Origin of the sequence: Sphingomonas sp. BGYR3 (genome assembly GCF_025153455.1) — a bacterium.
Classification (GTDB): Bacteria; Pseudomonadota; Alphaproteobacteria; order Sphingomonadales; family Sphingomonadaceae; genus Sphingomonas.
In genome coordinates, this window is the sequence record NZ_JANZNT010000001.1 from 2,279,044 (window position 1) to 2,302,701 (window position 23,658).

Annotated in this window: 21 protein-coding genes; 7 read left to right on the forward strand and 14 right to left on the reverse strand. The window is 67.4% G+C overall.

The window, feature by feature from the left end; translation table 11 throughout:
- Window positions 1-8: 8 nt before the first annotated feature.
- Window positions 9-875 (reverse strand): phenylalanine 4-monooxygenase, encoded by an 867-nt coding sequence (phhA, locus tag NYR55_RS10750; RefSeq protein ID WP_260021295.1) that lies wholly within the window; start codon window positions 873-875, stop codon window positions 9-11.
- 25 nt (window positions 876-900) lie between these two features.
- On the opposite strand from phhA, the gene NYR55_RS10755 reads away from it, so the two are divergent.
- Both NYR55_RS10755 and NYR55_RS10760 read left to right on the forward strand, forming a co-directional pair.
- Window positions 901-1,572: a TIGR02117 family protein gene (locus tag NYR55_RS10755; protein ID WP_260021297.1), complete on the forward strand. Its 672-nt coding sequence runs from the start codon at window positions 901-903 to the stop codon at window positions 1,570-1,572.
- Window positions 1,569-2,270, forward strand: a complete 702-nt coding sequence (locus NYR55_RS10760; RefSeq protein WP_260021299.1) for an alpha/beta fold hydrolase — start codon at window positions 1,569-1,571, stop codon at window positions 2,268-2,270. The genes NYR55_RS10755 and NYR55_RS10760 overlap by 4 nt, the downstream gene beginning before the upstream one ends.
- A 19-nt stretch (window positions 2,271-2,289) precedes the next feature.
- Here NYR55_RS10760 and NYR55_RS10765 read toward each other — a convergent pair whose 3' ends face one another.
- Together NYR55_RS10765 and NYR55_RS10770 are read right to left on the reverse strand one after the other, a co-directional pair.
- The gene (locus NYR55_RS10765; protein ID WP_260021300.1) at window positions 2,290-2,574 is read right to left on the reverse strand and encodes a hypothetical protein; all 285 of its coding nucleotides are present in this window, start codon (window positions 2,572-2,574) and stop codon (window positions 2,290-2,292) included.
- Window positions 2,575-2,579: 5 nt separating this feature from the next.
- A complete protein-coding gene (locus NYR55_RS10770) occupies window positions 2,580-3,593 on the reverse strand; it encodes a glycerophosphodiester phosphodiesterase (protein ID WP_260021639.1) in 1,014 nt (337 codons plus the stop codon).
- Window positions 3,594-3,729: 136 nt separating this feature from the next.
- On the opposite strand from NYR55_RS10770, the gene NYR55_RS10775 reads away from it, so the two are divergent.
- Window positions 3,730-4,653: an XdhC family protein gene (locus NYR55_RS10775; protein ID WP_260021301.1), complete on the forward strand. Its 924-nt coding sequence runs from the start codon at window positions 3,730-3,732 to the stop codon at window positions 4,651-4,653.
- Window positions 4,646-5,215: a nucleotidyltransferase family protein gene (locus tag NYR55_RS10780; RefSeq protein ID WP_260021302.1), complete on the forward strand. Its 570-nt coding sequence runs from the start codon at window positions 4,646-4,648 to the stop codon at window positions 5,213-5,215. The genes NYR55_RS10775 and NYR55_RS10780 overlap by 8 nt, the downstream gene beginning before the upstream one ends.
- A 3-nt stretch (window positions 5,216-5,218) precedes the next feature.
- On the opposite strand, the gene NYR55_RS10785 is transcribed toward NYR55_RS10780, so the two are convergent.
- From NYR55_RS10785 to NYR55_RS10800, 4 genes are read right to left on the reverse strand one after another with little or no spacing between them, the layout of a single operon-like run.
- Complete coding sequence (locus NYR55_RS10785) at window positions 5,219-6,427, reverse strand: ABC transporter permease (protein ID WP_260021303.1); 1,209 nt, start codon at window positions 6,425-6,427, stop codon at window positions 5,219-5,221.
- Window positions 6,427-7,143 carry an ABC transporter ATP-binding protein gene (locus NYR55_RS10790; protein WP_260021304.1) on the reverse strand — a complete coding sequence of 239 codons (717 nt, stop codon included), beginning with the start codon at window positions 7,141-7,143 and terminating at the stop codon, window positions 6,427-6,429. Before NYR55_RS10790 ends, NYR55_RS10785 begins: the two co-directional genes overlap by 1 nt.
- 13 nt (window positions 7,144-7,156) lie before the next feature.
- Window positions 7,157-8,623, reverse strand: coding sequence for an efflux RND transporter periplasmic adaptor subunit (locus NYR55_RS10795; RefSeq protein WP_260021305.1), 1,467 nt, complete (start codon window positions 8,621-8,623; stop codon window positions 7,157-7,159).
- A complete protein-coding gene (locus NYR55_RS10800; RefSeq protein ID WP_260021306.1) occupies window positions 8,623-10,107 on the reverse strand; it encodes an efflux transporter outer membrane subunit in 1,485 nt (494 codons plus the stop codon). Before NYR55_RS10800 ends, NYR55_RS10795 begins: the two co-directional genes overlap by 1 nt.
- A gap of 196 nt (window positions 10,108-10,303) precedes the next feature.
- Between NYR55_RS10800 and acs the strand changes: the two genes are divergently transcribed.
- Together acs and NYR55_RS10810 are read left to right on the forward strand one after the other, a co-directional pair.
- Window positions 10,304-12,244 carry an acetate--CoA ligase gene (gene acs / locus NYR55_RS10805; protein WP_260021307.1) on the forward strand — a complete coding sequence of 647 codons (1,941 nt, stop codon included), beginning with the start codon at window positions 10,304-10,306 and terminating at the stop codon, window positions 12,242-12,244.
- Between the two features lie 56 nt (window positions 12,245-12,300).
- Complete coding sequence (locus NYR55_RS10810) at window positions 12,301-13,131, forward strand: hypothetical protein (RefSeq protein WP_260021308.1); 831 nt, start codon at window positions 12,301-12,303, stop codon at window positions 13,129-13,131.
- Between the two features lie 74 nt (window positions 13,132-13,205).
- Here NYR55_RS10810 and ftsH read toward each other — a convergent pair whose 3' ends face one another.
- The 3 genes from ftsH to NYR55_RS10825 all read right to left on the reverse strand — a co-directional run bounded on the left by ftsH (window position 13,206) and on the right by NYR55_RS10825 (window position 17,203).
- Window positions 13,206-15,182: an ATP-dependent zinc metalloprotease FtsH gene (gene ftsH, locus NYR55_RS10815; RefSeq protein ID WP_279338689.1), complete on the reverse strand. Its 1,977-nt coding sequence runs from the start codon at window positions 15,180-15,182 to the stop codon at window positions 13,206-13,208.
- A gap of 65 nt (window positions 15,183-15,247) precedes the next feature.
- Entirely contained in the window at window positions 15,248-16,243 is a 996-nt protein-coding gene (gene tilS, locus NYR55_RS10820) for a tRNA lysidine(34) synthetase TilS (RefSeq protein WP_260021310.1), read from the reverse strand.
- A gap of 111 nt (window positions 16,244-16,354) precedes the next feature.
- Window positions 16,355-17,203 carry an NAD(P)H-binding protein gene (locus NYR55_RS10825; RefSeq protein ID WP_260021311.1) on the reverse strand — a complete coding sequence of 283 codons (849 nt, stop codon included), beginning with the start codon at window positions 17,201-17,203 and terminating at the stop codon, window positions 16,355-16,357.
- Window positions 17,204-17,307: 104 nt separating this feature from the next.
- On the opposite strand from NYR55_RS10825, the gene NYR55_RS10830 reads away from it, so the two are divergent.
- Window positions 17,308-17,682: a helix-turn-helix domain-containing protein gene (locus NYR55_RS10830; protein ID WP_260021312.1), complete on the forward strand. Its 375-nt coding sequence runs from the start codon at window positions 17,308-17,310 to the stop codon at window positions 17,680-17,682.
- A 46-nt stretch (window positions 17,683-17,728) separates the two neighbouring features.
- On the opposite strand, the gene NYR55_RS10835 is transcribed toward NYR55_RS10830, so the two are convergent.
- From NYR55_RS10835 to ptsP, 4 genes are all read right to left on the reverse strand, one after another.
- Window positions 17,729-19,042, reverse strand: coding sequence for an NAD(P)/FAD-dependent oxidoreductase (locus NYR55_RS10835; protein ID WP_260021313.1), 1,314 nt, complete (start codon window positions 19,040-19,042; stop codon window positions 17,729-17,731).
- Between the two features lie 109 nt (window positions 19,043-19,151).
- Window positions 19,152-20,183 (reverse strand): hypothetical protein, encoded by a 1,032-nt coding sequence (locus tag NYR55_RS10840; RefSeq protein ID WP_260021314.1) that lies wholly within the window; start codon window positions 20,181-20,183, stop codon window positions 19,152-19,154.
- Between the two features lie 112 nt (window positions 20,184-20,295).
- Window positions 20,296-21,264, reverse strand: coding sequence for a helix-turn-helix domain-containing protein (locus NYR55_RS10845; RefSeq protein ID WP_260021315.1), 969 nt, complete (start codon window positions 21,262-21,264; stop codon window positions 20,296-20,298).
- 116 nt (window positions 21,265-21,380) lie between these two features.
- Window positions 21,381-23,657: a phosphoenolpyruvate--protein phosphotransferase gene (ptsP, locus tag NYR55_RS10850; protein ID WP_260021316.1), complete on the reverse strand. Its 2,277-nt coding sequence runs from the start codon at window positions 23,655-23,657 to the stop codon at window positions 21,381-21,383.
- Window position 23,658 lies beyond the last annotated feature (1 nt).

Genomic DNA, 23,658 nt, shown 5'->3' on the forward strand with positions numbered 1-23,658 from the left:
CCGGCCGGTTACGCCTTGCTGAGCGCGTAGGCCTGTGTCCCGCGGGTGAGGACGTCGTCGCCCGCAACGATCGCGTCCACCGGATGCGATGGCAGGGGCAGGATTTCGTCATAAAGCGGGGCGAAATCGGTTTCGACGGTCTGGCGCAGCAGTTCGTCAAAACTGGGGATGACGAAATAGCTCTGCTGGAAATCGTCGATCCGGTAATCGGTGCGCATCACCCGTTTCATGTCGAACCGGATGCGGTTGGGGCTGTCGCTATCCAGCGCGAACACGCTTTCGGCCGAGCTGGACACGATGCCGGAGCCATAGATGCGAAGGCCGTCCGCTTCCTCGATCAGGCCGAATTCGACCGTGTACCAGTAAAGCCGCGCCAGCTGCTTGAGTGCGCCAAGCTTGAGCGCGCGCAGCCCGCCCCGGCCATAGGCGGCAAGATAATCGGCGAACACCGGATCGGCGAGCATCGGCACATGGCCGAACACGTCGTGGAACACGTCCGGTTCCTGAAGATAATCGAGCTGGTCCGGGCGGCGGATGAAATTGCCGGCGACGAAGCGGCGATTCGCCATGTGGTCGAAGAACACGTCGTCGGGCACCAGCCCCGGCACGGCGACGACCCGCCATCCGGTCAGCGCCTCAAGCCGGTCGGACAATTCCTCGAAATTCGGAATGCCGCGTTCGGACAGGCGCAGCGCGTCCAGTCCGCGCAGGAATGCGGCACTGGCCCGGCCGGGCAGCAGCTTCATCTGCCGCTCATACAGCGTATCCCACACCGCATGTTCCGCGGGGGTGAAGGATTCCCAATCCTGCGGGATCGTCCAGTCGGGATTTGCCCCGGCCGGCGGACGATCAAGAACGTGCGTTTCATCAACCATGACGTTGCTATAGCATAGCCAGCGGATGACCCGAAACCGTGCCCGCATCCGCCGCCTGATCCTGGCCATCGCCGCGATTCCCGCGCTGGTCGTGCTGTATGTCATCGCCGGGACGATCGGCGGCATGATCCCGGCCAATGCCGGCTGGCAGCCGCCGGACGACGGCATCACCATCTATATCGAGGATAATGGCGTTCATGCCGGGATCGTGGTGCCCAAGGTTGCAGCCGGGATCGACTGGCGGCCGCTGGCCCCGGCAGCGGCGCTGCGCGATCCGAGGATGGCCGGGCATGGCTGGCTGGCCATCGGATGGGGCGAGCGCGGTTTTTATCAGGATACGCCGACCTGGGCCGATGTGCGCATTGGCACCATCCTGAACGCCGCCATCGGCAGCGATGCGACCGTCATCCATGTCCAGCACCTGCCCCGCCCGGTCCCCGGCCCGTCGGTGCGCGCCGTCACGCTGCGCCCGGAGGAATATCGGCGGCTGGCCATGTTCATCCGTGCCGGCTGGGCGCAGCCGGGCGGGGCGGGGCGGCCGGGGCATTTCCGGTCGGACAGTTTCTTTGACGGGCGCGGCCGATATTCCGCGGTCCATACCTGTAACGCCTGGGTGGGGGAGGCGCTGCGCGCTGCGGGCGTTCGGGTGGGGCGTTGGACGCCGTTCACCTGGACCGTGGTAGCGCAGTTGCCATGAGCATCGACACGCCGCCCCCCGCCCTGTTGTTCGCCGTCGAGCCGGCACGCGCGCTGATCGGCCTGACCGAACTGGCGGTGCGCTGGCGATCCTTGCCCATGGATCGGGTGGGGCGCGGCCGCCCCGTCATGTTGCTGCCCGGCCTGGCCAACAATGATGCGTCGAGCACCATCCTGAAACGCTATCTGCTGCGGCTGGGCTATCGGGCGGAGGGATGGGGGCTTGGCGTCAATCGCGGCGTGCCGACGGTCGGCGCCGATCTGGGCCGGCTGATCGGCCGGGTTGAGGCGATGTCGGCGGCGGCGGGCGGACAGAAGGTCGCGCTGGTCGGCACCAGCCTGGGCGGCATCCTGTCGCGGCTCGTCGCGCATCGGCGGCCCGATCTGGTGTCCCGCGTGGTGACGATCAGCTCCCCCTTCGCCGGGCCGGGGCGGGCGACGAATGTCTGGCGCGTCTATGAACTGCTGGCCGGGGAAAAGATCGACGATCCGCAGGTGCGCGACCGGCTGGCCGAGGCGGTGCGGCCGTTGCCGGTGCCATCCACGGCGATCTGGAGCCGCAGCGACGGTTTCGTTCAGGGGATGAACTGCGTGACTGCCGATGATCCGAATTGCCGCGCGGTCGAGGTGCGATCCAGCCATTTGCTGGTCCAGTGCCGCGCCGCGGTGCTGCGCGCGGTGGCCGAGGGGCTGGCCTGAACCCGCCGCTTAGCCGGGGTCAGTCCGGCCGGCTGGCGACATAGCCGTCATAGGGGCGACATTCGTCGGGCCGTTTCCGGCACGCCTTTTCCCAGGCGCGGCGTTCCTTGCCCTCGCGTGCTTCGCGCTTGCGCATTTCGCGGCCGTAATTGCGGTCGGCCTCGTCCTGGCTGGTCGTGGTCCAGTCGACGACCTGAGCGCCGGCACGCACCGGTGCGGTGACGATATCGGCGGCGGTCTTGACGATGCAGCCGGTCACCAGCGGCAGGACGAGCAGGGGGGCGAGACTGGCGGCAAGCCGCATGGCGATTACTCCGACGGGCGGTCGCGGGCGGCGACGGCGATGCCGGGATGATCGCTGAAAACACCGTCCACGCCAAGGTCCAGAAAACGGCGCACTTCCCGGTCCAGATGCCCGCGATCGGCCGGACCGCCGACCTTGAGCGAGGGCGGCAGGAAATAGCTTTCGGCACGGAAGGTCCAGGGATGGAGTTTCAGTCCGGCGGCGTGTGCATCGGCGACCAGCGTCGTCGCGGGACCGTCTCCGGGCTGGATCATCGCCTTCTCCGGGCCGATTCCGGCGGCATAGGCGGCAATGGCGCGCAGGCCATCGGGCGTCGCCATCGCGGCATAGCTGGTCGCGGCGCCATCGGCCGGGCCACCGGTTGACGCCATCAGCTGAATGAGCGGGACGGGGGTCAGCGTATGCAGCCGTTTCAGATTGTCGACCTCGAACGACTGAATGAAAACCGGCGCATCGGCCCGGTTCCAGCCCGCCGCCTGAAGCGCGGCGACCAGTTTTTCCTCCAGCGGCAGGCCGATGGCGCGGAAATAGGTGGGGTGCTTGGTTTCGGGATAGATGCCGATGGTGCGCCCCGTTTCGGCCGAACGCCGTTTGGCCAGCGCGATCACTTCCTCGATCGTCGGAACGGCAAACTGCCCGTCATAGCGGGTGTTGGCCGGGCGCAGTTGCGGCAGGCGCTCATTCGCGCGCAGCGTCCTGAGTTCGGCCAGCGTGAAATCCTCGGTAAACCAGCCGGTCTGCGTCTCTCCGTCGATGGTCTTTGTCTTTTTCCGCGCGGCAAATTCGGGATGCGCGGCAACATCGGTAGTGTCGGTGATGTTGTTTTCGTGCCGCGCAACCAGATGTCCGTCCCGGGTCGGCACCAGATCGGGTTCGATAAAATCCGCGCCCTGATCAATGGCCAGATCATAGGCGGCAAGCGTGTGTTCGGGCCGGTCGCCACTGGCGCCGCGATGTGCGATGACGATGGGGCGGGCGGCGGCGGTGTGGTCGGCGGTGAGGGGCGCAGGGCTCGACATGGCGGCATCCTGTCCCATCGCACAGGCCGATGCCAGCAGGGCGAACAGGATCATGGCGGTGCGCATCGTCAAATCTTTCCCCTTCTCGTCGAGCCGCCCAGCGGATAGCCGTCAATTATGACAGGATGGAGCGATGATGGCCGATCATGACCGCGTGATCGATGCGGCCCTTGGCTGGGCGGGCCAGCCCTGTGCGCTGGCCACGGTTATCTCCACCTGGGGTTCGGCGCCGCGGCCACGCGGCAGTCAGCTGATCGTTCATGCCGATGGCCGCTTTGCCGGTTCGGTTTCGGGCGGCTGTGTGGAGGCGGATATCCTGACGCTGGCGGGCGAGGTGATGCAGACCGGGCGGGCGCAGCTGCGCCGCTATGGCGTCGCTGATGCTGCGGCATGGGAGGTCGGCCTGCCCTGTGGCGGAGAGATCGAGGTGCTGGTGCAGCCGGTATCGGACAGCGGGTTTCCGCCCGACCTGTTCCCGCGAATCGAGGCCGCGCGGGCGGCCGGGCGATCGATCACGATTGTCACCGACCTTGAATCCGGCATCAGCCGGGAGGAAGCGGCGGCCGAACCGGGCGGCTTTGCCAATCGCTATGACCCGCCACGCCGGTTGTTCGTCATCGGCGCGGTACAGATCGCGCAGGCGCTGACCGGGATTGCGCGCGAACTGGACGTGGCGGTGCGGGTCATCGATCCGCGCGGCCGGTTCCTGACGGCGGAGCGGTTTCCCGGCGTCGTGCTGGACGATCGCTGGCCGGACGAGGCGCTGGCCGAGCTGCGCCCGGATGCGGCCAGCGCGGTCGTGACGCTGAGCCATGATCCCAAGATCGACGACCCGGCGCTGATCGCGGCACTGAGGGCGGAAACCGGCTATGTCGCGGCGCTGGGATCGCGCAGGAGCCATGCGGCGCGGCTGGAGCGGCTGGACGCGGCGGGGCTGGACGCGGCGCAGCTGGCCCGGATTCAGGGGCCGGCGGGGCTGGATATCGGCGCCATCGGCCCGTCCGAAATCGCGCTGTCGGTCGCGGCGGGCATGGTGCGTGCCTGGCGTGCCGGTGCCTGATCCCCGCATCGCGAACAGCGCGCTGATCCTGTTGGCGGCGGGATTGTCGCAGCGGTTCGGCGCGGCGGACAAGCTGACCGCGATGCTGGAGGGCAGGCCGCTGATCCGGCACGCTGCCGACCGGCTGGGTGCCATGCCCTTTGGCTGGCGGATCGCGGTAACGGGGCATCCGGTGCCCGTGCTGCCCGGATGGCGATGCGTTCCCAATCCCGAGCCGGCGGCGGGGCAGGGGCGGTCGCTGGCGATCGGCGTGGCAGAAGCGGACACGCTGGGGGCAGAGGCGGTGGTCATCGCGCTGGCCGATATGCCGCGCGTGACGGCGGCGCAGGTCGAGGCGCTGTTCAGCGTGCTGGACGAACGCGGGATGGCCGCCATGGCGGGGCCGGGCGGGCCGATGCCGCCCGCCCTGTTCACCCGTCCGCATTTCGCGGCGCTGACCCGGCTGTCCGGCGATCGCGGCGGGCGGGCATTGCTGGCCGATGCGGCGCTGGTGACCGCGCCGCCCGCCACATTGGTGGATGTGGACACGCCCGAGGCGCTGGCCCGGCTGTCCGCGCCTTGACCGCTATTCGTGGCGAAGCGCGTCGATCGGGTTCAGCGATGCAGCGCGCCGTGCGGGGAAATAGCCGAACACCACGCCGATAATCGCCGAGATCGCAAAGGCGCCGATGTTGATCGCCGGATCGAACAGCCATGGGAGTTTGGCCAGCGGCGCGATGATGCCGATCGCCAGCTGTGCCAGCACCAAGCCCATGATCCCGCCCAGCATCGACAGCACGATCGCCTCGACCAGAAACTGGGTCAGCACCTCTCGCCCGACCGCGCCGATGGCGAGGCGGATGCCGATTTCGCGCGTCCGTTCCGTCACGCTGACCAGCATGATGTTCATGATGCCGATGCCGCCGACAACCAGACTGATCGCCGCCACCGCCGTGACGATGGTGGTCAGCAGCTGCGTCGTCTGAGTGAAGGTATCGGTGAACTGGCGGCTGTCGAAGATGAAGAAATTATCGTCCTGACCCGGCTGGATCCGCCGGCGTTCGCGCAGCAGGTCGCTGAGCGCCGACTGGACGGTCGCGGTTTGGTAGTTCGCGTCGGTGCCGACCAGGATTGCCGCAATGTCCCGGTTGCCGGTGAAGCGGCGCTGCACCGTCTTGATCGGCATGATGACGACATTGTCCTGATCGCCGCCGAACCCGGCCTGACCGCGTGCCTGTAGCGTCGCGATCACGTCGCACGAGACATTGCCCAGCCGGATGCGACTGCCCACCGCACCGCCACCGCGAAACAGGTTGGTCACGACGGTGTTGCCGATGATGCAAACCGCCTTGCCCGCCTGTTCCTCCGCGGGGCTGAACAGGCGGCCATCGGCCAGTTTCCATGGCTGGATGCTGAAAAAGGCGTTGGTCGTGCCGTTGATCTGCGTCGACCAATTGGCGCCGTTGTAGATGGCGGTGGCGCTGGTCTGTGCCGTGGGCGCGATGGCGGCAACCCCCGCCACCTGATCGCGGATGGCATCGACGTCCTGATCCTCGAACTCCGGCGGGCGGGGGCCGCCGCCGCCCCGGCCAAAGCCCTGGCCCGGCCGCACCTGAAGGATGTTGGTGCCGAGCGAGGCGATCTGTTGCTGCACGGCAACCGTCGTCGCCTTGCCCAGCGTCACCATCGTCACGACGGCGGCGACGCCGATGATGATGCCGAGCGTCGTCAGGAACGAGCGCAGCTTGTGCCGCAGGATTGAGCGGACGGCGAGGGTGAAGGTGGTGCCCAGCATCAGTGCGCGACCTCTGCCCCCGCCACGCGGCCGCTTTCGATCCGTTCCACCAGCCCGTCCTTGAAGTGAACGATGGTGCGGGCGAAGGCGGCCATGTCGGGTTCGTGCGTCACCATCAGCACGGTGATGCCGCGTTCGCGGTTCAGCCGGCTGAGCAGTTCCATGATTTCGACCGAGCGTTCGCTGTCGAGGTTGCCGGTCGGCTCGTCAGCCAGCAGCACGTCGGGATTGGTCACGATGGCGCGGGCGATGGCAACGCGCTGTTGCTGACCGCCGGACAGTTCGGCGGGGGTGTTTTTCCACCAGTTGGTGAGGCCGACCTGTTCCAGCGCGGCCATGCCGGCATCGCGGCGGCTTTTCCGGTCATCGCCGCGATACAGCAGAGGCAGCTCGACATTTTCAAGCGCGCTGGTGCGGGCGAGCAGATTGAAGCCCTGAAACACGAAGCCCAGATATTTGCGGCGCAGCAGTGCCCGCTGATCCCGGTCGAGCTGTTCGACATGCACGCCCTTGAACAGAAACTCGCCGCTGGACGGCACGTCCAGGCAGCCGAGCATGTTCATCGTCGTCGATTTGCCCGATCCCGACGGTCCCATGACGGCGACGAAATCGCCCTGCGCAATGTCGAGATCCACGCCCTTCAGCGCCTGAAACGCCGTCGGGCCGACGCCATAGGTCTTGGTCACGCCGCGCAGGCGGATGATGGGATCGGCCATCGGGGCGGGGGGATTACTGGCCACGCTGGCCCCCGCCGCCCTGACGCTGGCCCCCGCCTGCGCCGCCCGCGCCGCCGGCCCCGCCGCCCTGACGCTGGCCGCTGCCGCCCGATGCGGCCGATTGCTGCCCGCTGGCCAATTGGCCGACGATCACCTTCATCCCGGGGCGAAGGCCGCCGCCGGTCACCTGGGTCACCTGACCATTGGTGTCGCCGGTCGTGATCTGGATCGCCTGCGGCTTGCCGTCCTGGCCAAGCACATAGACCGTCTGTTGCGAGCCGCGACCGATCGTCGCGCTTTTTTCGGCGGTATTGCCGCCAAAGCGCCGCCCGCGCGGCACCAGCGCACCGGCAACACCGCCGCCCGCCTGACCCGCCGCCGCCTGGGCATCGGCCGTCTGCGGCGTGAAGCGGAGCGCGGCATTTGGAACCAGCAGGACGTTCGATGCCTCGTTCGTCACGATTTCGGCGGTTGCGGTCATGCCCGGGCGCAGCCGCTGCCTGGCATTGGCGACGGTCAGCACAGCGGCATAGGAGACAACCTGATTGGCGGTGGTCGTCGTGCTGGTCGTGCTGCCGCTGGCCGCTTCCTGCGCGGACAGGTTGGAGCCGACATCGACGCGCGTGATCGTTGCCGGGAAGCGTTCGCCGGGGAAGGCATCGACGGCAAAGGTCGCGCGCTGCCCTTCCTTCACCTCGCCCACATCCGCCTCGTCGATGGCGACTTCCAGCTTCATGGCGCTGAGATCTTCGGCGATGACGAACAGGGTGGGGGTGTTGAACGATGCGGCGACGGTCTGACCCGGATCGACCTGACGCGCCAGAACGACGCCGTTGACGGGGCTGCGGATGACGGCGCGCTCGCGCTGGGTCTGGCTGCTGGACAGCTGGGCGCGGGCGGCGACGACATTGGCCTCTGCCACGCGCAGCGCGGCGGCGGCGCGGGCAACGGCAGCGCGCGCGGTATCCAGTTCGGTCTTGGCGGGCACGCGGCCCTGCGACAGGCGGCTCACTTCCTCAAACCGGGCGAGCGTCGCCTGGCTTTCGGTCAGGGTGGCGCGCGCCTGCGCAACCTGTGCCTGATTGGCGGCAAGCTGTGCCTGACCCTGCTTGATCTGGTCATCCAGCTGTTCCGGATCGATCAGCGCCAGCGCCTGGCCCGCCGTCACCCGGTCGTTCACGTCCACGACGACTTCGGTGACCAGGCCCGACAGCTGCGACCCGACCGTCACCTGATTGGTCGGGGCCAGTTTGCCGGTGGCCGATACCGTCACCTGAAAATCGCCCTGCCGCACATCGGCGGTGGTGTATTGCGGGCCCTGATCCCCCTGCATCGCCTTTGTCCCGGCGATGCCCAGCAGGATGACGCCGATGACGATCAGCGGCCATTTGATCCACGGTTTGTCCAGCACGCGGCGCCAGCCGGGCTTGCGATCGGCACCGAGAAAGCTGTCGAGATCGGGCGTGGTCGGATTTGCCATCAGTCGTTCCGGGTTTGGGCGGCAGGCGTCGCGGTGTCGATCGCCTGTACCGGGGTGTCGGGGTTCCAGCCGCCGCCGAGCGCGCCGTACAGCTGGACAAGGGCGGTCGCCTTGTCCGCGCGCGCCTGGGCCAGGCTGTTTGCGGCGCTGAGCAGGCTGTTTTCGGTCTGGTTCAGCGTGGTGAAATCGGTGAGGCCTGCGCGATACTGGCTGCGGGCGAGGATCGCGGCGTTGGTCGATGCGGTCAGCGCCTGCTGAAACTCCGCCTCGCGCCGGTTGGCCGAATCAAGCGCGACAATCGCGTTCTCGATATCCTCCAGCGCGACCAGCACGCTGGATTTATAGGCGAGGAATGCGCCGTCCGCCGCCGCCTCTGCCGACCGCGCCTGTGCGCGCAGGCGGCCGCCGTCAAAGATCGTCTGGGCGATGCTGCTGAACAGGCGGCCGTTGACCACATTGAACAGCGATCCGATCGCATTGGCGTTGCTGTCGATGGTGCCGCCGATCGACAGCGCGGGGAACAGCTGAGCCCGCGCCACGCCGATCTGGGCCGTTGCGGCGGCAAGGTTGCGTTCGGCCGAACGGACATCGGGCCGCTGGCGAAGCGTATCGGCGGGGATGCCCGCCGCGATCCGGGCCGGGCCGGTGGGGATCGGGCGAACCGCCTCCATCCGGCTTTTCAGCGCGCCAGGCGCCTGCCCGGTCAGCACGCCAAGCCGGCTGACGGCGGCGTTGTACGACGCCTCGATCTGCGGGATCGAGGCTGCGGTCTGGGCACGCGAAATCCGTGCCTGTTCGACATCCAGCGAAGAAACAAGGCCGGCCTGGACCCGAAAGCCCGCAATCTCCAGATTTTCGTCCTGGATGCCCAGCGATTCGCGGGCATTGGCCAGTTGCAGCTGGGCCAGCCGGGCCTGCACGTAATTGCGGGCGATTTCGCCCTGCACCGCGATCAGCACGCCGGCCAGGTCATAGCCCGACGCCTGATATTGGGCGAGCGTTGCCCGGACATTGGCCGCGTTTCCGCCGAACAGGTCGATCTGATAGCGCGCATCGCCGCCGACCGAGAAATTGGTGCTGCCGCCGCCTGATTCGATGATCGTGCCATCGGGCAGCGTGGTGGTGCGCGTGCCGCCGACCAGCGGTTCGTTGCGCGATCCGCTGCCGGATGCGGAAACGCTGGGCAACAATGCGGCGCGCGAGGTGACAAGCTGTTCGCGCGCCTGACGCAGGCGGGTCAGCGACTGGGCCACGTCCAGATTGGTGGTGGCCGCGCTGCCGACCAGTTCGGTCAGCAACGGATCGTCAAACTGCGTCCACCATTGCGTCAGATCGACCGGCGTGGCGGCAGGCGCGGTGCCGACCGAATAGCCATCCGGCAGGCCAAGCGCGGCCCCGCTGGCCGGGCGGTATTGCGGACCGACCGAACAGGCGCCCAGCGGCGCGGCGACGGCCAGCGTGAACAGGAATCGTCTCACCAACATCCCCCAAGCGCATACGAGCGAGCCGACACCCAAGTCCAAGGCATTTGTGTCGCAAAATGTATCGCGACCGTTTCGGATCGCAGCATCCATCGAACCGGCGATGCTGTCACGCAATACCGCCTTTCGGTGCCGAAGGTGCTTGCAAAGACCATCGCCAGCGGGGAAACAGCGCGCGACCGGACCAAGGAGAGCAAGAATGGCCGATGCCGCACTCTATCCCGTGCCAGACGAATGGCGTCGCAAGGCGCGCGTCGATGCGGCAGGATATGAGCGGCTGTACGGGCGGGCGCTGGCCGATCCGGGCAGTTTCTGGCTGGAACAGGCGCGGCGGCTGGACTGGATCAAGCGGCCGGAAATCGCCGGGGACTGGTCGTTCGATGAGGCCGATTTCCACATCCAGTGGTTTGCCGACGGCAAGCTGAACGTCGCGGCGAATTGCATCGACCGGCATCTGTCGACGCGCGGCGACAGCGTGGCGATCATCTGGGAACCGGACGATCCGGCCGCCGAGCCGCGCCGCATCACCTATCGCGAACTGCACGCAGAGGTGTGCCGCTTTGCCAATGTGCTGAAGGCCCAGGGCGTCCAGAAGGGCGACCGCGTCACCATTTACCTGCCGATGATCCCGGAGGCGGCGTTCGCGGTGCTGGCGTGCGCGCGCATCGGGGCGATTCATTCGGTGGTGTTCGGCGGCTTTTCGCCCGATGCGCTGGCCGGACGCATCACCGATTGCGACAGCCGCGTCGTCATCACCGCCGATCAGGGATGCCGGGGCGGCAAGCGCGTACCGCTGAAGGCCAATGTCGATGCCGCCGCATCGCGCGCGCCGGTGCTGGAACGCGTGATCGTGATCCGTGCAACCGGCGGCGAGGTTGCGATGACCGAGGGCCGGGATGTCTGGTACCATGAGGCCGCGGCGGGCGTTCCCGCCGAATGCAAGCCGGAGCCGATGGGCGCGGAAGACCCGCTGTTCATCCTCTACACCAGCGGATCGACGGGCAAGCCCAAGGGCGTGCTGCACAGTTCGGGCGGATATCTGCTGTGGGCCAGCCTGACGCATGAGCTGTGTTTCGATTACCGGCCGGGCGAGGTGTTCTGGTGCGCCGCCGACATCGGCTGGGTCACTGGGCACAGCTATATCCTGTATGGCCCGCTGGCCAATGGCGCGACGACCGTGATGTTCGAAGGCGTGCCGAACTGGCCCGATGCCAGCCGCATCTGGCAGGTTGTCGACCGGCATCAGGTGCAGACGCTGTTCACCGCACCGACGGCGCTGCGCGCGCTGATGAAGGATGGCGATGATTATGTGAAGGCGACGAGCCGTGCCTCGCTGCGCCTGCTGGGCACGGTGGGGGAGCCGATCAATCCCGAGGCATGGCGCTGGTATCACGATGTCGCGGGCGAGGGACGGTGCCCGATCATCGACACCTGGTGGCAGACCGAAACGGGCGGGGCGATGATCGCGCCGCTGCCGGGGGCAACCGACCTGAAGCCCGGTTCGGCCACCCGGCCATTGCCGGGGGTGGAGCCGCAGCTGGTCGATGCCGAGGGCCGGGTGCTGGACGGCGCGACCGAGGGCAATCTGGTCATCGCGCGCAGCTGGCCGGGGCAGATGCGCACCGTTTGGGGAGACCATGACCGGTTTTTCCAGACCTATTTCACCACCTATCCCGGCAAATATTTCACAGGCGACGGGTGCCGCCGGGACGAGGATGGCTATTACTGGATCACCGGGCGGGTGGATGACGTGATCAACGTGTCCGGCCACCGCATGGGGACGGCGGAAGTCGAAAGCGCGCTGGTCCTGCACCCGAAGGTGGCGGAGGCGGCTGTCGTCGGATTTCCCCATGAGGTGAAGGGGCAGGGTATCTATGCCTATGTCACGCTGAACGCGCGGGTCGAGGCGGACGAGGCGCTGCGCAGCGATCTGATCAAATGGGTGCGCAACGAAATCGGACCGATTGCCACGCCCGACGCGATCCAGTTCGCCCCCGGCCTGCCCAAGACGCGCAGTGGCAAGATCATGCGCCGCATCCTGCGCAAGATTGCGGAGGGCGATGTGTCGTCGCTGGGCGATACATCGACCCTGGCCGATCCGGCGGTGGTCGACGATCTGGTCGCCAATCGCGTCGGCTGAACATGGGCGGGTGCGGTTAACGGGAAATTAGCCGGTTCCGGCTAGCGTTTCCGGTCATGATGGCCAGGCAGCGTCAATTTCAGGACCCGCTTTACGCCTTTCGTTCCGACGACGATGGCTCGCCGCAGCTGCTTGCCCGCAAGCAGGAGGAACAGGCGCAGAAGATCCGCCAGTGGATCATGCTGTCGATGGGCGGCATGGGATTGATCGCCGGTCTGGTGTGGATGGCATGGCCGGCGGAACGACAGGTGGTCGGGGCCAGCACAGATGCCTTTGCCCGCGATGACGGGCGTGGCCCGATGCTGGGCGCGGCCCCGGCCGGCAAGGGCGCAGGCAAGGGGTTGGCGGATGCAGGCCAGGGGACGAAGCGCCCCCGGTCCGGCGGGATGCTCGGCCCGAAGCAGCGAGACACTGGCCGGCGGACGGAGCAGCGCCAGGACGCGGCGGCGCCTGTTGCCACGCCGCGCTGGGATGCGGCCGTTGAACGGGTAGCCGCGAGCGAGGCGCGCGGTGGCATCGCGCCGCAACAGGGTGCCGCGCGGGGCGTTTCGGGATTTCGGCGATGCTCGTCCGGGGTGACGCAGTGCGTGATCGACGGCGCGCAGTTCCGCTGGAACAACCGCATCGTGGAACTGGCCGATGCAGAGGTGCCCAATCCGCGCCTGCCGGCGTGTCAGGAAGAAGCGATCATTGGCGCGCGCTCGTTGGCGCGGCTGGCGTCGCTCTTGAATGATGGGCCGTTCGTCATTTCCCCGCAGTCGCTCGGCAAGGGCAAGCGGGGAGCCGAGCGCCATATCGTGATGCGGCAGGGCGTGTCGATCGGGGCCGTGCTGATCGAGGAGGGGTTGGCCAGGCGGCCGGGCGCCAGCGTCCCGCGCTGGTGCTGATCCACGAAAAGGCCCGCCAGAACCGGGTCTGACGGGCCAAATCGCTCAATGCCTTGCGGCCGGTGACCGGATGGTCACGCGCCCTGGGGCGAGGGGGTGCCGAACGGCCCCTTTGGCCGCCGGATCTTCGGGATCGCGCTGCCGCCAGCGGGAACCGAGCTGGAGCCGGACACCGCAACGCCGCCCTTGTCGATCGTGCCGCCGTCGAGCAGCTGCTTGATCTCGTCCCCCGACAGGGTTTCGAATTCCAGCAGCGCCTCGGCCAGCTTGTGCAGCTGGTCGATATGCGTGGTCAGGATGTGCTTGGCACGATCCAGGCCGCCCTCGACGATCGACTTGATTTCCGCGTCGATCAGCTGCTGCGTCTGGTTGGACATCCGCACCGGCTGGCTGGACGAATAGCCAAGGAAGCTCTCGCCCTCTGGCTGTGCATATTCGACCGGGCCGACCTTGTCCGACATACCCCAGCGCGTCACCATGTCGCGGGCCAGGCCCGTGGCATATTGAATGTCGCCGGATGCGCCGGACGATACCTTGTCATAGCCGAAGATGATTTCCTCGGCCACGCGGCCGCCCATGGCTACGGAGAGGTTCGCGTACATCTTGTCGCGGTGGTAGCTGTAGCTGTCGCGTTCCGGCAGGCGCATCACCATGCCCAGCGCACGACCGCGCGGGATGATCGTCGCCTTGTGGATCGGATCCGACGCCGGTTCGTGGACGGAGACGATGGCATGGCCCGCCTCGTGATAGGCGGTCATCCGCTTTTCATCGTCGGTCATGACCATGGAGCGGCGTTCCGCACCCATCATCACCTTGTCCTTCGCCTCCTCGAACTCCTGCATCGCAACCAGGCGCTTGCCCTTGCGTGCGGCGGTCAGCGCGGCCTCGTTGACGAGGTTTGCGAGATCGGCACCGGAGAAGCCCGGCGTGCCGCGCGCGATGGTGCGCGCATCGACATCGGGGGCCAGCGGCACCTTTTTCATATGGACCTGAAGGATCTTCACGCGGCCTTCGATATCCGGGCGCGGCACCACGACCTGACGGTCGAAACGGCCGGGACGGAGCAGCGCGGGATCGAGCACGTCCGGACGGTTGGTCGCAGCGATGATGATGATGCCTTCATTCGCCTCGAACCCGTCCATTTCGACGAGCAGCTGGTTGAGCGTCTGCTCACGCTCGTCATTGCCGTTGCCAAGGCCGGCACCGCGATGGCGGCCGACCGCGTCGATTTCGTCGATGAAGACGATGCAGGGCGCGCTCTTCTTTGCCTGTTCGAACATGTCGCGGACGCGGCTTGCGCCGACGCCGACGAACATTTCGACAAAGTCCGAGCCGGAGATGGTGAAGAACGGCACGCCAGCCTCACCCGCAATGGCGCGGGCGAGCAGCGTCTTGCCGGTGCCGGGCGAACCGACGAGCAGCGCACCCTTCGGAATCTTGCCGCCCAGCCGGGCGAACTTGGTCGGATCCTTCAGGAACTCGACGATTTCCTGAAGCTCCTCACGCGCTTCGTCGATGCCAGCCACGTCGTCAAAGGTCACGCGACCTTCCTTTTGCGTCAGCATCTTGGCGCGCGATTTGCCAAAGCCCATCGCGCCGCCGCCACCGGCGTTCTTCTGCATCTGGCGCACCACGAAGAACGCGATGCCCAGGAACAGGACGAACGGCAGCGACTGAATGAGCAGTACCTGCCAGATCGACGTGCGCTCCTGCGGCTGACCATTGATGGTCACGCCTGCCTTGCGCAGCGTGTCGGTGAGGTTGGGATCCGGCACCGCATAGGTGCGATAGCGATTACCATCGGCCAGATCGCCCGTGATGACTTCGCCGGAGATGTTGACGGTTTTCACCTGTCCCTGTTCGACCCGGTCAAGGAACGCCGAATAGGGCAGATCAGCGCCCGCGGCCTGGCCGCTGCGCGTGCCGTCCAGCAGGGTGACGAACAGCGCCAGCGCCGCCAGGATGCCCACCCAGATCGCCAGGCTTTTCATCCAGGGATTGTTGCCGCCGCCATTGTTGCCGGAACCGGTAGGCTTTTCGTTGTCGCTCATGAAACAGACACCTTTCCAACACCAAGATAGGCCAGCGACCCTTAATAGCAATGGAACAGTGTCGATCAGGGTAATCGACGCGGCGGAGCGGGGCGGAACTGCCAGTTTTCGCCATTCGCGCGCGCCATGACGCCGCCATGGCTGGCCCCGCCGCCGCCGGTCAGCGCATCGAGCAGCGGTTCGATATCGGCGCTATCGGCAAAGCCCGGCGAATCGATACCGGCATCGGCGCGCACCCGCTGGATCGCACGGCGAACCAGCCGCCGGGCGAGATCGCGCGGCAGATCGCCCGCCGCAAGGGTGACGGCCCCGTCCGGCCCGGCGCTGGCGCGTTCCGTCCATAGGCGTTCGGCCACCCAGTCGAGCGCGCCATCCGCCTGTGCCAGCCGGTCGGCAGTGCGCGCCAGCATCCGGGGGTCGAGCCACGCCTGCTGCCCCAGCATCGCGCGGACGCGCACCCGTTCATAGGCGGGGTCGGCATTGCCGGGATCGTCGGCAAACGGGATGGCGTGAGCAAAGCAGAGCGCGCGCAGATCGGCCCGTGTCCAGCCGAGCAGCGGGCGGATCACGGCGAGGCCCTGTGCCATGCCGATGGCCGGGATGCCGCGCATCCCGGTAAGGCCGACGCCGCGGGCGGCGCGCATCAGCATCGTTTCCGCCTGATCGTCCGCCTGATGTGCGGTCGCCAGCGCCAGCGCGCAGTGGCGGGCGGCCCATTCGCCAAGCGCGGCATAGCGCGCGGTGCGTGCCCGTTCCTGAACCGCCGGGCCGCGGGCAAGGCCGGTCAGGGCAAGGATTTCATGGGGCACGCCCAGCGCGGTGCAATGATCCGCCACCATCTGCGCCTCATCCGCCGAGCCGGTACGCAGGCCGTGATCGACCGTGGCGGCGATGACTGCATCGGGAAAGGCGGCATGGGCAAGCGCCAGCATGGCCATGCTGTCCGCCCCGCCCGACACCGCCAGGGCAAGCGGCGCGGCGGCGGCGGGGGGATGGGGCAGCAGCGTCAGCGCATGGCCATGAAAGCGAGCGACCAGGTCCGATGGCGGGGCAGACGGCATGGACAGGGGATTGCGCGCGGGCGGGGGCGGGTCAAGCGCGGGTTGTCTGCGCCCTCCGGATGGTTGCGCGGACAGCCGGTTGATGGCTGTCCGCACACGGGCCGCGAAGGATCAGCCGAGGGCCGCCGCGACCGCGCTGCTGAGGGAGGCGGTGGGGCGGCCAAGCAGGCGGGCAAGCGTGCCGCTTTCGTCCTCCAGCCATCCGTCGGGGGCCTTTACATCGACATCCACGAGCATCGCGGCGAACCCGGCGGGCAGGCCAAAGCTTTCGAGGATGCCCTGATACACCTGTGGCGGCAGGTCGTTGTACGGGAAAGCCTTGCCGGTCTGACGGGCGACTTCGGCGGCAAGGTCGGACAGGGTGAACGCCTCATCACCGCCAAGCTCATAGGTTGCGCCGCCATGGCCCGCATCGGCCGCGACGATGGCGACCGCTTCGGCATAGTCGCGGCGGGTGGCGGGCGTGAACCGCGCGGCCCCGGCGGCGCCGATCAGCGCCCCTGCCTCCAGCGCGGCGCCCAGCGTGCCGGTCCAGTTTTCGGTGTACCAGCCGTTGCGCAGCACCGTGGCGGACAGGCCCGATGCGGCAATCAGCGCTTCGGTCGCGCGGTGATCCTGCGCAATCAGCAGTGGCGAGACATCTGCCTTGAGGATGGACGTATAGACGATCCGGCCGACCCCGGCAGCAACCGCCGCGTCGATCACATTGCGGTGCTGGCCGACCCGGTCGTTGAAATCGCTGGAAGAGATGAGGACCAGCGTTTCGACGCCCGCCAGTGCGGGTGCCAGCGCGTCCGGCGCATGCGTGTAATCGAACGCGCGCGATTCGACCGCCAGGTCCGCGACCTTGGCAGGATCGCGTGCCAGCGCGACGATCGGGGTGCCGGCTGCACGCGACTTGAGCAGGTCGATGGCGGCACGGCCCAGCTGTCCGCTGGCACCGGTGATGGCGATTGTCATGGGGTCGGCTCCTTCATTTGCGATTGACCCCGCCAGATAGTTGGACACAAATAAAACGTAAGTACCGACATTTTTGTAAGTATGCCGATAAAGGGTCCTGCCCCATGCAATTCGTGCCCGATGTGCTGAACGAACGATGCGGTTCGCGGCTGGTGCTGAACCATGTGACCAGCCGATGGGGCGGCCTGGTGCTGATCGCGTTGCTGGACGGCACGCTGCGCTTCAGCAGCCTGCGTCGCCGGATCGGCGGCGTGTCCGAACGGATGCTGACCCAATCGCTTCGCCTGCTGGAGCGGGATGGCCTGATCGAGCGCATCGCCCATCAGGTGGTGCCGCCGCACGTCGATTACCGGTTGTCGCCCATGGGCCGCGACGTGGCGGAAAAGGTGCTGGCGCTGGCTCAGTGCATCGAGGGCAATCTGGACAAGATCATGGAGTTCCGGGAAGCTGGCGCGGAAGGGGCGGCGACCGCGGATTGATCGTTCGTGCAAGGATGGCGGCGTTCCGAATACGCATCCACGCCCGTCAATGCAGCTTCAGTTTAGGCCGGACGATCTGGTTGACATGGCCGATGACGATGAGGGCGATGCCGCGCCACCAGCCATGGATGGCAATGAGGTGCATCCGGTAGAGCGACATATAGACGGTGCGGGCAATCCATCCTTCGACGAACATCCGTCCGCCGACCAGATTGCCCATCAGGCTGCCCACGGTGGAAAAGCGGCTGAGCGAGACGAGCGAGCCATGGTCGTTGTAGATAAAGTCCTTGAGCGGCCTGCCTTCCTGGGCACGAATCAGGTTGGCGAAGACCCGGCTGGCCATCTGATGCGCGGATTGCGCGCGCGGCGGCACCGGGCGTTCGCGCCCCGGCAACAGGCAGGAGGCGCAATCGCCCAGCGCATAGACGCGGTCATCGACGCTGGATTGCAGGGTCGGGCGAACGACGATCTGGTTTGAGCGGGTCAGTTCCAGATCGCCCAGCGTGCGCAGTTCGTCCGCGCCCTTGACCCCGGCGGCCCAGACGATGAGGTCGGCATCGACCCGTTCGCCCGAGCGGGTCAGGACGGCCTTCGCCTCAAGCGCTGTCACCTGCGTGTTGTCGAGGACGCGCACGCCCAGATTGACCAGTTCCTGTTTCGCGGTGGCGGCCAGCGGTTCGTCCAGCGCGGGAAGGATGCGGGGACCCGCTTCGACCAGCGTCACTTCCAGTTTGGTTTCGTCGAACACCTCCAGCCCGTAATGGCGCAGCGCCTTTGCCGCATTGTAGAGTTCGGCCGCCAGTTCGACGCCGGTCGCGCCGCCGCCGACAATGGCGACGCGCACCCGCGCATCGGGATCGCCGGTCTGATGCGCGTGATTGGTGCGAAGGCAGGCGTTGAGCAGCCGCTGGCGAAACCGGTCCGCCTGGGGCCGATCCTCAAGGAACATGGCGTGTTCGCGCACGCCGGGGACGCCGAAATCGTTGGAAATGCCGCCCATCGCCAGGACCAGATAGTCATAGCGGATGGTGTGGCGGCCGATCACTTCCTGCCCCTGTTCATCCATCAGGGGCGCGGTGGTCAGCGTGCGCGCCGCGCGATCGACGCTTTCGATGCTGCCGTGAAAGAAGCGATAGCCCCAGCGGACGGCATGACCGCCATAGCCGACCTCGTCCAGATTGGCGTCGAGCGATCCGGCCGCCACCTCGTGCAGCAGCGGTTTCCAGATATGGGTGAGGTTGCGGTCGATGAGGATGATGTCGTGCCGCTTGCGCCCGTATCGCGCGCCCAGTCGGCGAACCAGTTCCAGCCCCCCGGCCCCGCCGCCCACGACCACGATCTGCGTCTTGCGTTCGGCCATTCATGCCTCCCCCCGCTCGGCGCGCGAGCGTCGCTGAGGCATGATGCCAGACCGGGCGGGCAAAACCAAGAAAGGGTTGGGGACGGGATCCGGCGGCGGATTTACGCCGTCAGCTGCACTTTGCGGCGGCCTTGCCCCGGTCGACGACTGCCTGCTGATCCAACGACAGCTTGCCGGGATAGTCGAGTTCCAGCGCCTTATAGACCTTGCACTGTTCGGCGGGCGCGGCCTTCAGCTTCTGCAGCGCCTGAGACAGGTAGAACAGGCTGTCGGCGGCGCGCTCGCCATCGGGCAGCTTGATGTAGCTGTCGTAAAACGCCTTTGCCGCCTCGGCATTCTTGCCCTCGTCCAGCCAGGCGCGGCCGAGCAGGTTCTGGGCAAAGCTGGCACGGCGGTGCTTCGGATATTTCGCGACCACTTCGGCAAGCGGGGCGCGTGCCTCTGGATAGAGCTTGGCCTGCCACAGGCGGAAGCCGTAGACATAGAGGTCCTCGGCCGCATCGCCGCTGGCCGGGCGTTCGATGGCCGCGAGCTGTTCGGCGCGGGCGCCGCTGGCCGGGGCCGGACGCGTGGCCGGCGCAGTGGCGGCGGGTGCCGGGCCGGAGGGGCGCGACTGACCCAGCACGCCATTGCCGGCACCGGGGCCGCGCGCGGGCGTTGTCGCCGCGCTGGCGGCAGGCGCGGGGGTGGTGCGGGTGACGGGCGGGAGCGCGGCTGTGCCGGGGTCGCCGCCCAGCGGCGCACCGGTCGAGGTCGCCGCATCCTCCAGCACCTTGAGGCGGGCATTGGTTGACAGCTTGTAGGCGTTGAACGCCTCTTCCATCTGGCGCAGCTTGTACTGGGTCTGCTCGACCTGACCGGTCAGGGTCTGAACCTGTCCCTCAAGCGCGTTCACCCGCTGTTCGATGATGGCGACGGGGCTGTCCAGCGGGGTGCCGGGCGCGCCCTGTTCGACGACAGGGGCGGTAATCTGTGGCTGAAGCGCGCCGCCGGGGGCGACGGGCAGGCCAAGCTTGTTCTGAACGGTGCGCATGTCGCGCTCCAGCCGTTCGACGCGGACCTCGACCGTCTGGCCCTGAGCGGTGGTCGTCATCACCAGCATGGAGGTGCCCAGCATCGCCAAGCGAACCGCAAAACGCATTCCTGTCATCCCCTATCGGTTCCTGTCGCCCCAAAAGGGCGTCGCCATTCCCTGTCCCCGATGGTCTAGGCGGAGGATCGGCCCGCTGCAATGGCGCAGCGGCGGCATGACGTCACTCGCCGCCGGGTACCGGCTCCACGGTTTCGGTCGCGGCGGGTGTCGGCGATGCCGGCGCGGGGGTGGCGGCAGCCGTGCCAGCGGGCTGGGCCGGGCGGCTGGTCCGGCCGGTCGTGCGCGGCTGGGCGGGCGTGGCGGGGGCAGAAGCCGGGGCGGCAGCGGGCGTTCCGGCGGCGCGGGCAAGCAGCGCGGCACCGCTGATTTCCACATCCTTGATCGCGCGCTCTGCCGTGCCGAGGGCCGGAACGGGCCGTCCGCCGACCGTGACGTCGATCAGGTCCGGCCGACCGGTGTTGATCATCGGGCGATTGGCGTTGGCCGGCACCTCGAACCGCTCACCCGCCTGAAAGGTGCGCAGGACGAGCGTCTGGTTGGCGGCGTCATAGACCCGCAGCCATACCTCGCCCTTTGCCGTCAGGACGACGGGGCCGTCCGTGGCCGGCGGGGCAGCCGCAGGGGCGGCGGCGGGGATGGGGACGCTCGCGGCGGGCTTGACGCCGAGTTCGTCGGCGACGCTGGTCGTTTCGGCGCTATCGCCGCCGCGCAGCATCGCCCCGCCATAATACAGGCCCGCCGCGATGATCAGAACGAGGAAACCGATGATCAGGCCGATGGTCATTGCCGGGCTGGGCAGACGGCTTGGTTCCTCGATCTCGCCCATGCTGATCGTTGGTTCGCGGGCCGGCGCACCGGACAGGGTGCTGCGCAAGGTGCGGGCCAGCCCCACCTCGTCAAGCCCGACCGACCGGGCATAGGCCTTGACGAAGCCATAGGCGTAGGTGGGGGAAGGCAGGGCAGAGAAATCCGATTGCTCGATCGCCTCCAGATGCCTCTGCGGAATGCGGGTGCGGGCGGCGATTTCGGCAAGATCGAGGCCCGCGGCCTCCCGCGCGGTGCGCAACCGATCGCCAACGGTGGCCGGTTCGGCCTTATTCTGTGGGGTGCCGGCTGGGGTTTCGGCCATGTCCTGCTTCTCTCTTTCGCGCCGGTCGTGCGTCCCGTTTACTGCCGCCGCTTAGCGTTGGGTTTTGGCGACCATGACCGTGCTGTCAACGCCGGTTCAGGCAAATACAAGCCCGGTCACGCCAGTTCGACGCCATTTTCGCGCGCCCAGTCGAGCAACGGCTCGCGCAAGGACCGCGGCGGGTTGACCAGCAGCGTTTCGAGATGCGCAGCCAGCGCCGTCCGATCGAGCGAACGGACCATCGCCTTGATCGGCCCGACCGCGGCGGGCGTGATGGATAGCCGGTCGATGCCTAGGCCGATCAGCATCATCGCCTCAAGCGTGCGGCCGCCCATTTCGCCGCACACGGCCAGCGGCTTGCCAGTGCCGTGCAGCGTTCGCTGTACCCGGCGCAGGAAGCGGGCGATGGCGGGGCTCATCCAGTCATAGCGCACGGCCAGTTTCGGGTGCGCGCGATCGGCGGCGAACAGGAATTGCGTCAGGTCGTTGGTGCCGATCGACAGGAAGTCGAGCCGGGGCATCAGCATGTCGAGCACGTCGGCCAGCGCCGGCACCTCCAGCATCGCGCCGTAGCGGATGTCGACGGGCAGTTTCTTGCCGCGCGCGGCCAGCCATTCGCGCTGCGCCTCGAACAGGGTGCGCGCCTCTTCAAACTCCCAGGGTTCGGAAACCATCGGGAACATGACGTTCAGCTGACGCCCGGCCGCCGCCTCCAGGAGGGCGCGGGCCTGCGCCTTCATCAGCCCTTCGCGCTCCAGCGCAAGCCGCAGCGCGCGCCAGCCCATGGCGGGGTTTTCCTCATCCCCCTCCTCGTCATGGTTGAGATAAGGCAGCGCCTTGTCCCCGCCGATATCGACGGTGCGGAACACGACCGGACGGTCGCCCGCCGCATCGAGCACATCGCGGTAGAGCCGCTGTTGCCGTTCGCGCTGGGGCAGGGTGGCGGACACGAGAAACTGGAACTCGGTACGGAACAGGCCGATGCCGTCCGCACCGGTCAGGTCGAGCGCGGCGATGTCGTCGCGCAGGCCGGCATTGATGTTGACATGGATGCGCGTGCCGCAGCGGGTGACGGGTTCGACATGGCGAAGCGCGGCAAAGACGGCGCGCCGCTGCTGCGTCTGGGCAAGGCGTGTGTCGAACGCCTCGTCCATCGCCGCCGATGGCCGGATGATCACCTGTTCCGTCGCGGTGTCGAGGAGCAGCCGGTCGCCCTCCGCGATCAGGCGGCGCACGTCGCGCACGCGGCCCAGCATGGGCACGCCCATCGCGCGGGCGACGATGGTGACGTGCGCGGTCAGCGATCCTTCCTCAAGGATCACGCCCTTCAGCCGCCGCCGGTCATATTCGAGCAGTTCGGCCGGACCCAGATTGCGCGCGATCAGGATGGAATCGTGCCGGAGGCCAAGCTGCGCCGCCGTGCCAAGCTGACCCGACACGATGCGGATGAGGCGGTTGGACAAGTCCTCAAGATCGTGCATCCGGTCGCGCAGCAGGGGATCGTCGATCTGGCGCATCCGCTGGCGCGTGCGCTGTTGCACCCGTTCGATCGCGGCCTCTGCGGTCAGGCCGCTTTCGATCGCCTCGTTGATCCGGCGGGACCACCCCTCGTCATAGGCGAACATCTTGTACGTCTCGAGCACCTCCTGATGCTCGCCATCGACGCCGAATTCGGCCTGGCTGGCCATGCGGTCGATCTGTTCGCGCATCTTGTCGAACGCGGCATAGACGCGGTGACGCTCCGCCTCGGTATCCTCTGCCACGGTATGTTCGATGACGATGCGCGGCTGATGGAACACGGCAACGCCCGCCGCCATCCCCTCGACCAGCTTGAAGCCCGGCACCCGGTCCACCGCGGTCGATTGCGGGCGGCTGGTATCGCTGCTGGCATTGTCGATCAGCCCGGCATTGGCGATGAGTTCGGACAAGACCATGCCGACGGTCTGCAGCGCCTCGATCTCCACATCATCATAGCGGCGGCTTTCGACATGCTGCACGGCCAGCACGCCGACCGCGCGTTCGCGGCGGATGATCGGCACGCCGGCAAAGCTGTGGAATTTTTCCTCGCCCGTTTCGGGGCGATAGGCGAAATCGGGATGGATCGCCGCCTCATCCAGGTTCAGCGTTTCGACGTTGCGCGCGATGCTGCCGACCAGCCCCTCGCCCAGCGCGAGTTTGGTCACGTGCACCGCCTCCTGCGCCAGACCGCGGGTGGCGAAGAGTTCCAGCACCCCTTCGCGCAGCAGATAGATGGAGCAAACCTCGCTATCCAGCGCCTCTCCAATGATGCCGACCACCGAATTGAGCTTGGCCTGAGCCGCGCTGCGCGAGGCCATGACATCGTGCAGGCGGGTCAGGATTTCGCGGGCGGAGGCGACGGCGGAAAGCGGCATG

Excerpts from the sequence above, each read along its gene's own strand:
- phhA (WP_260021295.1), bottom strand. The coding sequence starts at position 875 with ATGGTTGATGAAACGCACGTTCTTGATCGTCCGCCGGCCGGGGCAAAT.
- NYR55_RS10755 (WP_260021297.1), top strand. The coding sequence starts at position 901 with ATGACCCGAAACCGTGCCCGCATCCGCCGCCTGATCCTGGCCATCGCC.
- NYR55_RS10760 (WP_260021299.1), top strand. The coding sequence starts at position 1,569 with ATGAGCATCGACACGCCGCCCCCCGCCCTGTTGTTCGCCGTCGAGCCG.
- NYR55_RS10765 (WP_260021300.1), bottom strand. The coding sequence starts at position 2,574 with ATGCGGCTTGCCGCCAGTCTCGCCCCCCTGCTCGTCCTGCCGCTGGTG.
- NYR55_RS10770 (WP_260021639.1), bottom strand. The coding sequence starts at position 3,593 with ATGTCGAGCCCTGCGCCCCTCACCGCCGACCACACCGCCGCCGCCCGC.
- NYR55_RS10775 (WP_260021301.1), top strand. The coding sequence starts at position 3,730 with ATGGCCGATCATGACCGCGTGATCGATGCGGCCCTTGGCTGGGCGGGC.
- NYR55_RS10785 (WP_260021303.1), bottom strand. The coding sequence starts at position 6,427 with ATGCTGGGCACCACCTTCACCCTCGCCGTCCGCTCAATCCTGCGGCAC.
- NYR55_RS10790 (WP_260021304.1), bottom strand. The coding sequence starts at position 7,143 with ATGGCCGATCCCATCATCCGCCTGCGCGGCGTGACCAAGACCTATGGC.
- NYR55_RS10795 (WP_260021305.1), bottom strand. The coding sequence starts at position 8,623 with ATGGCAAATCCGACCACGCCCGATCTCGACAGCTTTCTCGGTGCCGAT.
- NYR55_RS10800 (WP_260021306.1), bottom strand. The coding sequence starts at position 10,107 with ATGTTGGTGAGACGATTCCTGTTCACGCTGGCCGTCGCCGCGCCGCTG.
- acs (WP_260021307.1), top strand. The coding sequence starts at position 10,304 with ATGGCCGATGCCGCACTCTATCCCGTGCCAGACGAATGGCGTCGCAAG.
- NYR55_RS10810 (WP_260021308.1), top strand. The coding sequence starts at position 12,301 with ATGATGGCCAGGCAGCGTCAATTTCAGGACCCGCTTTACGCCTTTCGT.
- ftsH (WP_279338689.1), bottom strand. The coding sequence starts at position 15,182 with ATGAGCGACAACGAAAAGCCTACCGGTTCCGGCAACAATGGCGGCGGC.
- tilS (WP_260021310.1), bottom strand. The coding sequence starts at position 16,243 with ATGCCGTCTGCCCCGCCATCGGACCTGGTCGCTCGCTTTCATGGCCAT.
- NYR55_RS10825 (WP_260021311.1), bottom strand. The coding sequence starts at position 17,203 with ATGACAATCGCCATCACCGGTGCCAGCGGACAGCTGGGCCGTGCCGCC.
- NYR55_RS10830 (WP_260021312.1), top strand. The coding sequence starts at position 17,308 with ATGCAATTCGTGCCCGATGTGCTGAACGAACGATGCGGTTCGCGGCTG.
- NYR55_RS10835 (WP_260021313.1), bottom strand. The coding sequence starts at position 19,042 with ATGGCCGAACGCAAGACGCAGATCGTGGTCGTGGGCGGCGGGGCCGGG.
- NYR55_RS10840 (WP_260021314.1), bottom strand. The coding sequence starts at position 20,183 with ATGCGTTTTGCGGTTCGCTTGGCGATGCTGGGCACCTCCATGCTGGTG.
- NYR55_RS10845 (WP_260021315.1), bottom strand. The coding sequence starts at position 21,264 with ATGGCCGAAACCCCAGCCGGCACCCCACAGAATAAGGCCGAACCGGCC.
- ptsP (WP_260021316.1), bottom strand. The coding sequence starts at position 23,657 with ATGCCGCTTTCCGCCGTCGCCTCCGCCCGCGAAATCCTGACCCGCCTG.